Below are 15,332 nucleotides of genomic sequence, written 5' to 3' on the forward strand. Positions count from 1 at the left end.
CTAACAGAGGCATCCAAGTCGATCCACCAGGCAGGGGCGGCAGTTCATTCCCCGCGACCGGACTCGATCTCCATTCATTGGGTCGGTGGCGATGGCTGAAGCGTTCCCGATCGGACCCACGTCCTACGTCTTACCAAAGCTTAAGCTGACCCCGGGCGGACGGACGATCTAGGCTTGGTTTTCTGATTGTGGAGGTGTCATGCGTCAGGCTGTCATTGCGGCGATCTTCGCCAGTGTGGTCGCCACCCTGACGGGCTGCGCAGCGACGGCCACGGGCTCACCTGAGGCGGAGATTGCGGCGCAAACGCCTGTCACGGCGGAGGTGCGACGCCACGGGGATCGCTGGACGCTGGAGTACCGGCTGAACGCCGACGCCCCGGTCTGGGTATTCAGCCACTCGGCGCAGATGCGTGAGGGCGCGCCGCAGTGGCGACCGCAGCAGTGGCGCGTAGACACGCCCGGCGTCATTCTTGATCGTCTGGGCGCCTATGACGTCCTGCGCACCGGCGACGGAAGCGCGGCGCCCCGGAACGTGCGTCTGAGCCTGTCGCCGGCATCGGCAAATGTGGCGGCGTCCTACAATCCGGCATTGGTGTTTTCGGACGGGTCTGTCGCGTTGTTCAGCGGTCAATTTGACCTGTTCCCGGTCGCGTCCGCCGACGCGGCCCGGCGCCTGCCGGATGACCTGAACGGCGTGGACGTGGGCGCGGCGCCTGCGCGGGTGACATGGCGCGACGCCGCCGGCCCCATCCTTTTCAAGGGCAACCGGGTCGCCGAGGTGACGGCGTCCGATGCCGACACCTATGTTCTGTTTGGCGACGCCGGACTGATCACCCATCCGACCCTGTCCACCGTCGTCGACCCGGACATCCCCCGGTGGATCAGCGAGACGTTGACCGGCTATGCGCCGCAGGTCACGGCCTATTACGCCCGTCGCCTGGGCGGAGGTCCGGCGCAGCGACCCACGATCATGGCCAGCTGGAACGGACCCACCGCCGGAATGACCAGCATGGGCGGCAGCGTCCTGCCGGGGCTGATCGTGGCGTCTTTCGAAGGTGAACATGTTGTCGAGCGAACCGACCCGCTCCACGCGACGGTGCGTTGGTTCATCGGTCATGAGAGCGCCCATTTCTGGCTGGGGCAGACCGTCCGCTATGAGTTTGCGCGTGACATGTGGATCACCGAGGGCGGGGCTGATCTCATGGCGATCCGGGCCGTCAAGGCGCTGGATCCGGCCTATGACGACCGTGCCGCGCGACAGGAAGAGGTTGATGACTGTATCGCCCTGATGTCATCCGGCGCCGTCGGCTCCGCCGCGTCTCGCGGCGAACACCGGGCCTACTATGCATGCGGCGCAGTGTTCGCCCTTGCGGCGGAAGGCGCTCAGGTTCGAGCAACGGGCGGCGACTGGTTTGATTTCCTCAGGAACCTGGTCGGGGCCAATCGCGCGGACGACGTCCTGACCCGCGAGGAGTGGCTGACGGCCTTCGCGCGCACCGCCAGGGACCCGTCGGTGAAAACCGATGTCGAGGCGATGCTGGACGACGGCGTCGCCGATCCGTCAGCGGCCGTGGCCGGACTGTTCCGCAAGACGGGCGTCGCGTTCCGGCTTTCGGACGGCAAGGTCATCCTGACGGATTGATCGGGATCAAGGCGGAGGGGCGGGGAGGGGCGCATCGCGGGGCGAACCCAGACCGGAGCGTTCCGATGACCCACCCCACCCTGATGGCCTATGTCGATGACGAGGCGGACGCCGACCGTCGTCTGGGCTGTGTGTTCGATCTGGCGGCGGCGCTCGACGCCGTTGTGCTGGGCGTGTCGGTCTCAGAGGCCGAGCCGCCGATCCCGGACGGCTATGCCCTGGGCGCCATGGCGGGGGAGACCCTGAGCCTGCGTCGCGATCTGGCCGAGAGCGAACTGACCGCCGCCCGGCTGCGCTTCCAGTCCGCCTGTGACGCCCATGCGGACACCCCGGTCGAATGGCGGGCGGAAACGGGCTATCCCACCGCCTGGGTCGCGCGCCATGCCCGCGGGGCGGACATGGTGGTGGTCGGTCGGGATTCGGGCCGGACCCCCTATCGCGCCCCCGTGGCCGGCGACCTGCTGATGAGCTGCGGCCGGCCGGTGCTGGTCGCCCCGCCGGAGCCGGAACGGGCCCCGATCGGCGGCCCGGTCATGGTGGCCTGGCGCGACGGGCGCGAGGCCCAGAGAGCCGTGCTGGCGGCCCTGCCGCTGTTGCGCTGCGCCGAGGTCGTGCATGTGGTCGAACTGTGCGAGGCGTCCGAGGCGGAGGCGGCGCGCAGCCGTCTGGCCGAGGTGGCGGCCTGGCTGATGCGTCACGGGATCGCCGTCGAAACCGGGGTGCGCATCGAGGACGACCGGGCGACCGGAACCCATCTGCTGGCCTGGGCGGAGGACCTGGGGGCGGAGATGATCGTCTGCGGCGCCTGGGGCCATGCCCGGGTCCGCGAATGGGTCATGGGCGGCGTCACCCGCACCCTGCTGGCCGAAAGCAAGGCCTGGCTGCTGATGAGCCACTGAGGCCGTCGCCCCGCCGGCCAGACCCTTGTCGGTTCGGATTGGATCAATCCGGACCCGGATACGGGTCCAGAATGAAGGCGTTGAGTGACATCCGGGTTCCGATGCGATCGCCTCTGAACCGGTTTCGCCCTATGCGCCGAACGGCCAGGGGCTGACCGATTTGGACCAGTCGTCGACGGTCAGGGGGCGGTCCATGGGCGGGGCGGCGCGTTCGGCGCAGGGGTGGCGGTGGCAAAGGCGGCAGGCCGGGCCGATCGGGGTGACCTCGGGGTTCGTCAGGTCCAGACCGCGCGCATAGGTCAGCCGGTGGGCGTGGCGCAGTTCGCAGCCGATGCCGATAGCCAGGTCGTGACCCTCGCCGGCGGCGTTGTCGCCCTGACGGCTGACGGTGCGCGCCAGGGTGAACCAGCGGGCGGGACGCCGTGCGTCTGCGAACGGGCCGTCCTGTGACGGGGTCTCGACGATCTGGGTGATGATCCGGCCCGGGGTGCGGAAGGCCGAATGCAGCCGCCAGCGCGGGCAGGCGCCGCCGAACCGCGAGAAGGGGAAGGATTCAGACGCATAGCGTTTGGAGACATTGCCCGCCTGATCCACCCGCATGAGGAAGAAGGGCACGCCCCGCGCCGTCGGCCGCGACAGGGTGGTGAGCCGATGCGCCGCCTGTTCGAAGCCGACGCCGAACCGGGCCTGCAGCCGGGCGAGGTCATAGCCGGTCTCTTCCGCCGCGCGATGGAAGGCGGCGTAGGGCATCAGGATGGCCGCGGCCAGACTGTTGGTCAGGGAGACCTTCAGAAGGGCGCGGCTGGTCTCGTCGGGCATGTCGGCGGCCAGGGCGATGGTCGTGAGGGCCGCCCCGTGTTCGGCCAGGGCCAGCTGATGCGCGACGGCGAAGGCGCGGGAGGAGGGGCCCAGGGTTTCGGACAGCAGCAGCCGGCCCCGGTGCGGATCGAAGCGACGGGTCCATTCGACCATGACCTCGGCCGGCATGATGCGAACATTGAGGCCGTGTCGCGTGCGCAGCCTGTGGCGGATCAGGGCCTCGAGCGACTCGCTCTGGCCCGGCGGCGCCTCGGCCAGCAGGTCGGCATACAGGGCCTCGCCCCACAGGTCCAGGTCGGGGAAGTGGTTGTGGCGTGACTGGATGAAGTTGCGGACGCGATCGGCGGGGCTGTCGTCGGACTCGGCGCCGCCCCTGTCCAGATCGGCGCGATCGCGGCTGCGGCGGTCGGCGAAGGCGCGGTAAAGGCGCAACAGGGCGTCGGCGGCGGCCGGGGCGTCGTCGACCAGTTGCAGCACCTCGTGGCGGGGGACGGACAGGCCGTTGAACAGGGGATCAGCGAACAGTTCCGTCAACTCGGCCTCGCCCGCGGCGCCGGCCTGGTTCAGGGCGCGCAGGTCGACGTCATAGGTGTCGGCGAGGCGCAACAGCAGCTGGGCCGAGACGGGACGCTGGTTGCGCTCGATATGGTTCAGATAGGAGGGGGAGACGCCGAGATCGGCGGCCATCGCCGTCTGGGTCAGGCCCAGCTCTCGCCGCAGCCGTTTGACCCGGCCGCCGAGAAAGAGTTTGCGATCCGCAGCCGGGGCCATGGCGAGAGAATGTCACAATATGACCGAAAGGCAAGAGTCATGATCCGACATTGTGACAACTACTGACAGGCCCGGTCTGTGTCGGAAATGACCGATGCGTGTTTCACTGGTCTGAGGCGGCTGACCGGTCGCTGACCTTCGAGAGGAGACGACCCATGGAACCCCTGACCCGCCCACAGGCGATCATCGACTTCTGTCTGGCCCCGCTGAACCTGCCGGCCGGCGCCGAGGGCGAGGCGGAGGTTCGCCGCCGGCTGGAGCACGTCATCAAGACCCTGCAGCTGAAATCCGCCAAACCCATCAGCGTCGACTTCTCGGCCATGCCGTCGCAGGTCATCAATGAGGCGGCCCACGGCTACGAATAGGGGGTTTGACGGGGGCGCCGTCATCATCCCGTGGTCATGGCAGTGCTACTGGACGCGAATCGGCGCTCCATGCCGTTGTGACCGAGGACGCGCCCCCCCCCATGCCGCTCGACCAGTCGCCCTCGCCGGTGGCGCCCCTGGCGTCGTCGCGGCTGTGGACCACCGGCGCGGCAGGCGTGCTGGCGGTCATCATCATGGTGATCCTGGCCGCCGTCCGGCCCGACATGGCGGTGTGGCTGCTGAGCGGAGCGTCGGTGGTGGCGATGGCGACCTGGGTCGGCGGACGCAGCCCGCCGGCGCCCATCCATCCCGCCTATGCCCCGACCCTGGCGGCCGATGCGGCCCTGTCCCAGGGCGTTGAGGCCGGGCTTCTGGACAGTGTATTCGAGGCCCTGAACGACCCGGTGCTGATTGTCTCGGGCGGCGAGGCCGACGATCTGGTCGGTCGGCGGATCGTCCGGGCCAACCAGGCGGCGCGGGAGCTGTTGAAGACGCCGCGCGAGGGCGGTCTGCTGGTCACCCATGTGCGCGATCCCGGCGTGCTGGAGGCCGTGGACGAGGCCCTGTTCGGCGGGGTGGCGAGCACCACAGACTATGCGGCGGGCGGCGCGCGGGGCCGGCACTGGCGCGCCTGGGTCCGGCCGCTGGCCACCGGCGGGCCGACGCCGATGGCCCTGCTGGGGCTTCGGGACGAAACCGACGTCCGGCGCATGGAGCTGATGCGGGTCGATTTTCTGGCCAATGCCAGCCATGAGCTGAGAACCCCCCTGGCCTCCCTGACCGGCTTCATCGAGACGCTGAAGGGCCATGCCAAGGATGACCCGGTCGCCCGGGACAAGTTCCTCGACATCATGTCGGCCCAGGCCGACCGGATGAGCCGGCTGGTCGCCGACCTGCTGTCGCTGAGCCGCATCGAGCTGAATGAGCATATCCCGCCGTCGGGCCGGGTGGATGTGGCGCGCGCGGCGGCGGACGTCGTTGACGCCGTCAGCGTGCTGTCGGGCGACAAGGGGGTGGCCATCCGGCTGGAGGTGGCGGAGGGGGCGACCTCGATCGACGGGGACCGGGACGAGATCATCCAGGTGATCCAGAACCTCGTCGACAACGCCATCAAATATTCGACGACCGGCCAGACGGTGGAGATCGGCGTGGCCACGGACCTGACGCTCGACGCCGCGCCCGGGCCGAGGCGCGAGGGGGCGACGCGGCTGTCCCTCGTCAGCCCGGACCGCGAGGCCGGCCTGCGGTATGCGGTGATCTCGGTGCGCGACCACGGGCCGGGCATGGCGCGCGAGCACCTGCCGCGGCTGACCGAGCGATTCTATCGGGTCGAGGGTCAGAAGAGCGGCGGGGACCGGCCGGGCACCGGACTGGGTCTGGCCATCGTCAAACACATCGTCAATCGCCACAGGGGCGGGCTGACGGTCGAAAGCGCGCCGGGCGACGGGGCCCTGTTCAGCGCCTATTTCCCGCTCAAGGCCCGGGCTGGCGGGGCTTCCGAGACTTCTGTGTGACACCTGGGCCCCGGTTGGACCTGCGCCGTAACAGAAGTGTCATCCAGCCGTCTTAATCCGCTTGCCAACTCAAGGCAGTTTCCGCCCCGCAAGGCGCCGGGCATCTCCGGCCCCGGAATCCGGCCCCGCACCTGACCTGATGTTCTGGCTTTTCCTGCTGATCCTGACCGCGCTGGCGGCGCTGGGCTTTGTCGGCGCTCGCGCCCTGTCGCAGCGGCGCGCGCGAGCGGCCGGGGTTCGCGGCCATTCCCGCCCCACCCAGCACGGTCTGTACGCCCTGATCTGGATCGCCGTTCCGTCGATGGCGATCCTTCTGGCCGCCTCGATCTTCGCCACGCCGATCGCCAACCGGACCCTTGCGGCCGGGGCGCCCGCCGAGGTCGCGGCGCTTGAGCCGATGCGCCGGGCGGCCTTCTTCTCCGACGCCCAGAGGGTCGGGGTCGGCGCCGCGCCCCTGATCATCTGGGAAGCGCCCCTGACCGAACGGCTGGCCCAGGAGTCGCGGCGGGCGGTCGAGATCAACCGCATGCTGAGTTTCGGCGGCGGCGTGGCGGCCCTGCTCGCCTCGATCCTCGGCGGCCTGTTCGTCTTCCTGCGCATCCGCCCGGACCTGAGGGCGCGCAACGCCGTCGAGGCCTGGGTCACGGTCACCCTGTTCGCCTGTTCGGTCGTCGCCATCCTGACCACCCTGGGCATCGTCGCCTCCCTGCTGTGGGACGCCCTGCGCTTCTTCGAGACCGTGCCGGTGTTCGAGTTCCTGTTCGGGACCAAATGGTCGCCCCAGATCGCCATCCGGGCCGACCAGGTCGGCTCGACCGGGGCCTTCGGCGCCGTGCCCCTGTTCGCCGGCACCTTCCTGATCATGCTGATCGCCATGTGCGTCGCCGCGCCGGTGGGTCTGTTCTCGGCCATCTATCTGTCGGAATACGCCAGCCGGACGTCGCGGGCGATCGTCAAGCCGGTGCTGGAGATCCTCGCCGGCGTGCCGACGGTGGTCTATGGCTTCTTCGCCGCCCTGACCGTGGGCCCGGCCTTCCGGGTCTTCTTCAACACCCTCGGCGCATGGCTGGCGGGCGGGCCGCTGGATGGGGTCGGCCAGTATCTGATGCTGGTGCAGAACCAGATGGCGCTGGTCGCGGGCGCGGTCATGGGGATCATGCTGATCCCCTTCGTTTCCTCCCTGTCGGACGATATCCTGAACGCCGTGCCGCAGAGCCTGCGCGACGGCTCCTACGCGATGGGGGCGACCAAGTCCGAGACGGTGAAGCGGGTGCTGATGCCCGCCGCCCTGCCGGGGGTCGCCGGGGCCCTGTTGCTGGCCATGTCGCGGGCCATCGGCGAGACCATGATCGTGACCATGGCGGCCGGGCTGGCGGCGAACCTGACGCTCAATCCACTGGATACGGTGACGACGGTGACGGTGCAGATCGTGACCCTGCTGACCGGCGACCAGGAGTTCGACAGTCCCAAGACCCTGGCGGCGTTCGGCCTCGGCCTGACCCTGTTCCTGGTGACCCTGTGCCTGAACATCGTCGCCCAGCGCATCGTCCAGACCTATCGGGAACAGTATGACTGACGTGACCCCCGAGATGAGCCGGACGGGCCTGAACGAGACGACGGGCGGGACGGGCGAGACACGCCGCGATCGCCTGCAGAACGGCCTGAAGGCGCGCTATGGCCGCGAGCGTCGGTTCCGGCTGTACGGCATTCTGGCCGTGGCGCTGGCGATCGGCTTCCTGGCCCTGCTGCTCGGCCGTATCGTGACCCAGGGCTATACCGCCTTCTACGCCCATGAGATCACCCTGCCGGTCTATATGGACCCGGCCCGGATCGACCGCGCCTATCCGCAGGGCGCCAATTTCCAGCTGATGACCGCCGAGCAGGAACTGCGCCGTCTGGGTGTGGCTGACGACGAGCGGGGCTCAAAGGCGCTGGCGATGCGGTCGTTGTTCTCGTCGGAGCTGAAGTTCCGGGCGGCGCAACAGGTGCGCGAGAACCTGGGCCTGATCGGTCAGACCGTGGCCATCTCGGCGCCGGCCTCGGACGACGCGGACCTGTACTACAAGGGCGAGATCTCGCGCTCGACGCCCGCCGACCAGCGGCGCCTGTCCGATGAGCAGATCGACTGGCTGGACCGGATGAAGGCGGACGGCGCGGTGCGCACCCACTTCAACTTCGCCCTGTTCACCAATGGCGACTCGACCGAGCCGGAACTGGCCGGGGTTCTGGGCGCCGTGGTGGGATCGGCCCTGATGCTGCTGGTCACGGCCCTGATCGCCATTCCGATCGGCATCGGAGCAGCGGTCTATCTGGAAGAGTTCTCTCCGCGGAACCGGATCACCGACCTGATCGAGGTCAATATCAACAATCTCGCGGCCGTGCCGTCGATCGTCTACGGGCTGCTGGGCGTGGCCCTGTTCATCAACTGGCTGCATCTGCCGCGATCGTCGCCGCTGGTCGGCGGGCTGGTGCTGGGGCTGATGGCCCTGCCGACCATCATCATCGCCACCCGCTCGTCGCTCAAGGCCGTGCCGCCGTCGATCCGCGAAGCCGCCCTGGCCATGGGCGCCAGCCGGACCCAGACGGTGTTCCAGCACGTCCTGCCCCTGGCCATGCCCGGGGTGATGACGGGCACCATCATCTCCATGGCCCACGCCCTTGGCGAGACCGCGCCCCTGCTGCTGATCGGCATGGTCAGCTTTGTGCCGGGCGTGCCGCATCTGATCAACGAGCCGGCGGGCGCCCTGCCGTCGCTGGTCTATATCTGGGAAAATGCGTCGGAGCGCGCATTCCATGAGCGGACAGCCGCCGCCATCATGGTGCTCCTCGCCTTCATGATCCTCATGAACGCCGCCGCGATCGTGCTGCGCCGGCGCTTCGAACGCCGGTGGTAAAATCGATGAAGTTCCCCTTCTTCCGCGCGCCTGACGACCGTAACGGCGGTTCGGCGCCTTCGAGCGACGTTCCGCCGATCGTGCAGACCCCCGGCGCCGGCGCCGGGGTGGTCGGACCGGCCGGGACGACCGCGCCCACCGGCGATGTCGCCCCCGGACCGGGCGGCATGGCCGCGCCTGCCACCAAGCCCTCGGTGAGCGCCAACCAGCCGGTCAAGATCACCGCGCGCGACGTGTCGGTCTTCTATGGCGACAAACAGGCGCTGTACGACGTCAGCCTTGATATCCTGGACAAGACGGTCACCGCCTTTATCGGCCCGTCCGGTTGCGGCAAGTCGACCTTCCTGCGGACCATGAACCGCATGAACGACACGATCGCCGGCGCCCGGGTCACCGGCCGGATCGATATGGACGGTCAGGACATCAATGCGAGATCCATCGATCCTGTGCTGCTGCGCGCCCAGGTCGGAATGGTGTTCCAGAAGCCGAATCCCTTTCCCAAGTCGATCTATGAGAACGTCGCCTATGGCCCGCGCATCCACGGGCTGACGACCTCCAAGGCCGAGCTGGACGGGGTGGTCGAGGCCTCGCTGAAGCGCGCCGGCCTGTGGGACGAAGTCGCCGACCGGCTGCACTCCTCGGGTTCGGGCCTGTCGGGCGGTCAGCAGCAGCGCCTGGTCATCGCCCGCGCCATTGCCGTCGAGCCCGAAGTCATCCTGATGGACGAACCCTGTTCGGCCCTGGACCCGATCGCCACGGCCCGGATCGAGGAACTGATCGACGAGCTGCGCGAGCGCTATTGCATCGTCATCGTCACCCACTCCATGGCCCAGGCGGCCCGGGTGTCGCAGCGGACGGCCTTCTTCCATATGGGGCGGCTGGTCGAGCACGGCGATACCGAAGAGATTTTCACCAATCCCCGCGAGCGGCGCACGCTGGACTACATCACGGGACGCTTCGGTTGAACCAGCACACAGTCAAGGCTTATGGCGACGAACTGAACCAGCTGACCGCCGAGGTCGCCCGAATGGGCGGTCTCGCCGAGGCGCAGGTGGCTGACGCCGTTGATTCCGTCGCCCGCCGGGATGTCGCCCTGGCGCGGGCGGTGGTCGATCGTGACGTGAAGCTGGACGCCATGCATCGCGACATCGAGAAAAAGGCCATCCGGCTGATCGCCCTGCGTCAGCCCGTGGCCTCGGATCTGCGCAAGACCCTGGCGGCGATGAAGCTGGCGAGCGATCTGGAGCGGACCGGCGACCTGGCCAAGAACATCGCCAAACGCGCCCTGGCCGTGGCCGAGACCGAGCCGATGCAGCCCCTGACCCGGTCGATCGAGCGGATGGGCCGACTGGTTTCGGTGCGTCTGCGCGACGTTCTGGACGCCTATACGGCCGGCGAGATCGATGGGGCCCTGGCCGTCTGGAACACCGACGACGAGGTGGATGAGCATTACAATGCGCTGTTCCGCGAACTGCTGACCTATATGATGGGCGATCCGCGCACGATCAGCGCCTGCACCCATCTGCTGTTCATGGCCAAGAACCTTGAACGGATCGGCGATCACGCAACGAACATCGCCGAGACCATCCACTACGAGATCACCGGCGACGAGATGGTGGGCGAACGCCCGCGCTGGACGCCGACGAGCGCAGACACGGGCCTGGGCCAAACCCACACCCTGCCTGAAGCCTGACCAGACGACGCGACGGAGAGACGAGCGTGCAGCCCTATATTCTGGTGATGGAAGACGAGGACGCCCTGGCGACCCTGCTCCAGTACAACCTCGAAAAGGAGGGCTATGACGTCGTCATCGCCTCCGACGGAGAGGAGGGGCTGGTTCAGGTCGACGAACGGCAACCGGATCTCGTGCTGCTGGACTGGATGCTGCCCAAGGTGTCGGGGATCGAGGTCTGCCGTCGGCTGCGCGGCCGGGCCGAGACGCGCAACCTGCCGATCATCATGCTGACGGCGCGCGGCGAGGAGACGGACCGGGTGCGCGGTCTGGACACCGGCGCCGACGACTATCTGACCAAGCCCTTCTCGATGGTCGAACTGATCGCCCGCATCCGCGCCGTGCTGCGCCGCATCCGCCCGGGTCTGGCCGACGACCGGGTCGGCCACGGCGACATCATCATCGACCGCGTCGCCCACCGGGTCCGCCGCAACGGGACGGAGGTCCATCTGGGCCCGACCGAGTTCCGCCTGCTGGATCACTTCATGCGCCACCCCGGCCGGGTGTTCAGCCGGGAACAGCTGCTGGACGCCGTCTGGGGCTCGGACGTCTATGTCGAGGCGCGGACGGTGGACGTGCACGTCGGCCGGCTGCGCAAGGCGCTGGACGTCGGCTCGAGCGCCAACCCGATCCGGACGGTCCGTTCGGCGGGCTATTCGCTGGATCTGGAAAACTAGGACCTGCGACTGTCCGCCGACCTCGGGTCAAGCCGGGGATGACGGAGGTTTTGTCTTCACAGCCGCTGTTCAGGGGCTAGGGTCGGGCTTTCCTTGTTCAGGAGCTCGCCATGCGTCGTCGCACCTTCCTTTCGGCCCTGCCTGCCGGCGCCCTGATCGCGGGGGCGGCGAAGGCGCAGACGCCGTCGGCGACCCCCGCGGTCCCGGCGGCCCCAGCCGCACAGGCGGCGCCGGCACGACCCGCCAGTCCCTATGCCGGCATCGGCCCCGGCGACCGGGTCACGGCGGCGCCCTTTGCGGGGCGGTCGACGGTCTGGGGCGCGAAGGGCGCGGCGGCGACGGCGCATCCGGCGGCGACCCTGATCGGTATCGACACCCTGAGGCGCGGCGGTTCAGCCATCGATGCGGCCATCGCCATCAATGCGGCCCTGGGCTTTCTGGAGCCCACCGCCAACGGCATCGGCGGCGACGCCTTCTGCATGCTGTGGGACCCGAAACAGAGGAAGGTCGTCGGCTTCAACGGCTCGGGAAACAGTCCGCGCGGCCTGTCGCTGGAAACCGCGCGGGGCAGGGCCAATGCGCGCGGCTATCTGCCGTCCTACGGGGCGGTGACGGTCAATGCGCCGGGCACGGTCGACGCCTGGTGGAGCGCGCACCAGCGGTATGGAAAACTGCCCTGGAAGGACGTGCTGCTGCCGGTCGCGGAGATGTGCGAACAGGGCGTGCCGATGCCGCAGGTCATCGCCTGGTATCTGCAGAGGAATATGGCGGGCTTCGACCGGTCGGCGGCGCAGATCGAGGAGAACGACAATCGTAAACAGGTCTATGCGCCGGGCGGGGCGACGCCGAAGACAGGGGAGGTGTTCGCCAATCCCTTCCTCGGCAAGACGCTGCGGGCCATTGCCGAGGGCGGGCGCGACGCCTTCTATGACGGGCCGCTGGCCGACCAGATGGAGGCCTATTTCCGGCGGATCGGCGGCTGGCTGACGCGGGCCGATCTGGCCGCCCATCACACCGACTGGGTCGAGCCTCTGCGGACCGACTATCGCGGCGTCGACGTCTACAGCCTGCCGCCGAACTCCCAGGGGCTGTCGACCAACCAGATTCTGAACGTCTGCGAACAGTTCGACCTCAAGGGAATGGGCTTCCAGTCGGCCGCCTCGATCCACCACCAGGCCGAGGCCAAGCGGCTGGCGTTCGAGGACCGGGCCCGGTATTTCGCCGATCCCCGCTTTGCCGACATCCCGCTGGAGTGGCTGAATTCCAAGGCCTATGCGGTCGAGCGGTCGCGGTTGATCCGCCCGGACCGGGTGATGGACCGGGTCTTCCCCGGCGATGCGCCGACGCAGGGCGACACGACCTATTTCAGCGTCGCCGACAGCGACGGGATGATGGTCAGCTGGATCCAGTCCAACTATCGCGGCATGGGCTCGGGTCTGGTTCCCGACGACGGCCACGGGTCGCCGCTGGGCTTCATGTTCCAGGATCGCGGCGAACTGTTCGCCCTGAAGGACGGGCACCCGAATATCTATGCCCCGGGCAAGCGGCCGTTCCAGACCATCATCCCCGGCTTCGCCTGCAAGGGCGGAGAGCCCTGGATGGCCTATGGCGTCATGGGCGGCGGCATGCAGCCGCAGGGACAGGCGCAGATCATCGTCAATATGGTCGACTACGGACTCGATCCGCAGGAGGCGGGCGATGCGCCGCGCTGGCAGCATGAGGGGTCGTCAGAGCCGACCGGCGAGCCGTCAGAGGGGGTGGGGACCCTGTTCCTCGAGACCGGGGTGCCGGCGGCGGCCAGGGCGGAGCTGGCGGCCATGGGCTGGGTTCTGGGCGGCCCGAACGGCGGCTTCGGCGGCTATCAGAATGTGGTGCGGCAGGTGAACGGGCGCGGGCCCTGGACCTATGGCGCAGCGACCGAGATGCGCAAGGACGGGATCGCCCTGGCCTACTGATCCGCCTGTTGCGCCTGCAGCGCCCAGGCGATCAGCATGTCGGCGGTGACGCCGTCGGGGCCGAAGGCGAGGCGGGGCCAGTCGGGGATCAGGCGGCTGATCGCCAGGATGACGCCCAGACCCTGATCCTGGCTCCAGTGGGTCCCACCGCCGCGTATGAAGGCGGAGGCTGTTGCGGGGCTCATGTTCCCGCCGCGCGGATCGGTCAGCCAGGCCCAGGCGGCCCAGTTGCCGGCGCCCTCCATCGTCAGGAAGACGTCGTCGGCCTCGGCATAGACGGCGTCGGGGCCGGTGAACCAGCGTTCGCGGCGGGTCTTCATGGCGCGGGCGGCGGCAGCGAGGCGGCTGCGGGCGGTCGCGGCGTCGGGGGCGTCGGCGGCCTGATAGAACTGGTCGCGCTCGGCGGCCCAGGCGGCGGCGTAGCCGGGCCGGGCGCCGAACCGGTCCTGGACAACGTCATCGTTGGCGTCCTCCGGCAGGCCTCTGGCCAGCATGGCGTCGACGCGCTGGCCCAGACCCTCGGCCTGCTGGGTGTGGGCGAACTCATGCATGAAGACGACCATGGACAGGCGGCGCGGATCGCGGGTCTCGGCCGCATCGGCGCGCCAGAGGGCTGGCAGGGCCATGATGAAGAACATGCCGCCGTCCGAGGTGGGCGAGGCGAAGGCCAGCCGGCGCGCGGGGACGGTGCTGCCGTCCGGCAGGGCGATCTGGCCCGCGTGGGGCGAGCCCGTGGTGCGATAGCGACGGGCGCCGACGCGGAAATCGCCGCGCCGGTCGGGCGTCAGTCTGTAGGCGCACCTCTGGTCGAACAGGGTGATGGAGGGGGTGACCGGCCGGGCGATCCGCAGACGGCCGGCGTCCAGCCGGTCCCAGGCGGTCAGGGCCTGCGCCGTCCAGTCGCGCGGCTCGCCCTGGAACCGGCAGGCGGGCGCCGCAGGAACGGGGGCCGGAGCGGCGGGTGAGGCGGCGCCGAGAGCGAGGGCGGTCAGGACGGCGGCGATCATCCGGTCTCAATGGCCGGGACCCGGCGCGGTTTCAAATGAAGTCGTGGACAGGGCTGAGGCGGAGACGCGGCGGAATCTAGCCCGTCGTCACCTCGTCCGGCGCGATCTCATAGACCGAGGCGCAGTATTCGCAGGTGACGCGGATCTGGCCGTCGTCCTCGACCATGTCGGCGCGTTCCTGTTCGGAGAAGGAGCCGAGGACCGAGGCGATGCGGTCTTTCGAGCAACGGCAGAGAGCGGCGAGGGGACGGGGTTCCTCCAGCCGGACGCCGTCCTCATGGAACAGGCGGAACAGCAGGGTCTCGGGGATCACGGTCGGGTCGATCAGTTCGTCGTCGCCGAGGGTGGCGAACAGGGCGCGGCTGCGGTCCCAGACGTCCTCGGTCGAGCCGCGGGCCTGGTCGCCGGCGACCATCTGGATCATGGCGCCCCCGGCGCGCCAGGTCATCCCGTCGCCGGACAGGGCCTGACCCACGGCGAGGCGAACCCTGGTCGGAACCTGTTCGGACTGGGCGAAATAGTGTTCGGCGCACAGGGACAGGCTCTCGCCCTCGATCGGGGTGATGCCCTGGTGACGGTCGAAGTCGGGGCCCTGGTCCAGGGTCATGATGAAGACGCCCTTGCCCAGCAGGGTCCGGGCGCCCGGGCGAGCGAAACCGGTCGAGGCGGCGGCGACCTCTTCTTCATCAAAGCGGCAGTAGCCGCGCAGGGTCCCGGCGGTGTCATAGTCGGCCACGACATAGCGGACCGGGCCGTCGCCCTGGGCCTGGACGATCAAACGGCCCTCGAACTTCAGGCTGGAACCGACCAGGGCGGCCAGGGCGCAGGCCTCGCCCAGCAGGGCGGCGACCGGTTCCGGATAGGCATGGGCCGACAGGATGGCGTCGATGGTCTGGCCCAGCCGCACCAGACGGCCGCGCACGGGCCAGCCCTCGATCTGGAAGGCGGCGGCGAGGTCGTCGCTCAGCGGGGCGGCGGGAGAGGCGTCAGGAAAGGCTTCGGGGGGCGCGTTCAGGGGCACGGCGGGGTCCGGAATGGCGGGTGTGGCGAACGCGTC

Annotated in this window: 13 protein-coding genes; 10 read left to right on the forward strand and 3 right to left on the reverse strand. The window is 69.1% G+C overall.

What is annotated here, in order from left to right:
* Nucleotides 1–199 precede the first annotated feature (199 nt).
* Complete coding sequence (locus ACW17W_RS06395; RefSeq protein WP_492079915.1) at nt 200–1,642, forward strand: hypothetical protein; 1,443 nt, start codon at nt 200–202, stop codon at nt 1,640–1,642.
* A 65-nt stretch (nt 1,643–1,707) separates the two neighbouring features.
* Nucleotides 1,708–2,541 (forward strand): universal stress protein, encoded by an 834-nt coding sequence (locus ACW17W_RS06400; protein ID WP_492079916.1) that lies wholly within the window; start codon nt 1,708–1,710, stop codon nt 2,539–2,541.
* A gap of 129 nt (nt 2,542–2,670) precedes the next feature.
* On the opposite strand, the gene ACW17W_RS06405 is transcribed toward ACW17W_RS06400, so the two are convergent.
* Nucleotides 2,671–4,131, reverse strand: a complete 1,461-nt coding sequence (locus tag ACW17W_RS06405) for a helix-turn-helix domain-containing protein (RefSeq protein WP_492079917.1) — start codon at nt 4,129–4,131, stop codon at nt 2,671–2,673.
* A gap of 155 nt (nt 4,132–4,286) precedes the next feature.
* Between ACW17W_RS06405 and ACW17W_RS06410 the strand changes: the two genes are divergently transcribed.
* The 8 genes from ACW17W_RS06410 to ACW17W_RS06445 all read left to right on the forward strand — a co-directional run bounded on the left by ACW17W_RS06410 (nt 4,287) and on the right by ACW17W_RS06445 (nt 13,268).
* Nucleotides 4,287–4,496 (forward strand): hypothetical protein, encoded by a 210-nt coding sequence (locus ACW17W_RS06410; RefSeq protein ID WP_492079918.1) that lies wholly within the window; start codon nt 4,287–4,289, stop codon nt 4,494–4,496.
* A 101-nt stretch (nt 4,497–4,597) separates the two neighbouring features.
* Nucleotides 4,598–6,010 carry an ATP-binding protein gene (locus tag ACW17W_RS06415; protein ID WP_492079919.1) on the forward strand — a complete coding sequence of 471 codons (1,413 nt, stop codon included), beginning with the start codon at nt 4,598–4,600 and terminating at the stop codon, nt 6,008–6,010.
* Between the two features lie 139 nt (nt 6,011–6,149).
* A complete protein-coding gene (pstC, locus tag ACW17W_RS06420; RefSeq protein ID WP_492079920.1) occupies nt 6,150–7,586 on the forward strand; it encodes a phosphate ABC transporter permease subunit PstC in 1,437 nt (478 codons plus the stop codon).
* Nucleotides 7,579–8,904, forward strand: a complete 1,326-nt coding sequence (gene pstA / locus ACW17W_RS06425) for a phosphate ABC transporter permease PstA (RefSeq protein WP_492079921.1) — start codon at nt 7,579–7,581, stop codon at nt 8,902–8,904. The genes pstC and pstA overlap by 8 nt, the downstream gene beginning before the upstream one ends.
* Nucleotides 8,905–9,071: 167 nt before the next feature.
* On the forward strand, nt 9,072–9,869 hold the full coding sequence (pstB, locus tag ACW17W_RS06430) for a phosphate ABC transporter ATP-binding protein PstB (RefSeq protein ID WP_492080274.1): 798 nt from the start codon (nt 9,072–9,074) through the stop codon (nt 9,867–9,869).
* On the forward strand, nt 9,866–10,597 hold the full coding sequence (gene phoU / locus ACW17W_RS06435) for a phosphate signaling complex protein PhoU (RefSeq protein ID WP_492079922.1): 732 nt from the start codon (nt 9,866–9,868) through the stop codon (nt 10,595–10,597). The genes pstB and phoU overlap by 4 nt, the downstream gene beginning before the upstream one ends.
* 26 nt (nt 10,598–10,623) lie before the next feature.
* Nucleotides 10,624–11,313: a phosphate regulon transcriptional regulator PhoB gene (gene phoB, locus ACW17W_RS06440; RefSeq protein WP_492079923.1), complete on the forward strand. Its 690-nt coding sequence runs from the start codon at nt 10,624–10,626 to the stop codon at nt 11,311–11,313.
* Nucleotides 11,314–11,423: 110 nt separating this feature from the next.
* Nucleotides 11,424–13,268, forward strand: coding sequence for a gamma-glutamyltransferase family protein (locus ACW17W_RS06445; RefSeq protein ID WP_492079924.1), 1,845 nt, complete (start codon nt 11,424–11,426; stop codon nt 13,266–13,268).
* Here ACW17W_RS06445 and ACW17W_RS06450 read toward each other — a convergent pair.
* Nucleotides 13,262–14,275 (reverse strand): hypothetical protein, encoded by a 1,014-nt coding sequence (locus ACW17W_RS06450; RefSeq protein WP_492079925.1) that lies wholly within the window; start codon nt 14,273–14,275, stop codon nt 13,262–13,264. The two genes, ACW17W_RS06445 and ACW17W_RS06450, sit on opposite strands and share 7 nt — an antisense overlap.
* A 76-nt stretch (nt 14,276–14,351) precedes the next feature.
* On the reverse strand, nt 14,352–15,242 hold the full coding sequence (locus ACW17W_RS06455; protein WP_492080275.1) for an Hsp33 family molecular chaperone: 891 nt from the start codon (nt 15,240–15,242) through the stop codon (nt 14,352–14,354).
* Nucleotides 15,243–15,332: the final 90 nt, after the last annotated feature.

This window comes from Brevundimonas sp. FV1ye29L (assembly GCF_058681095.1).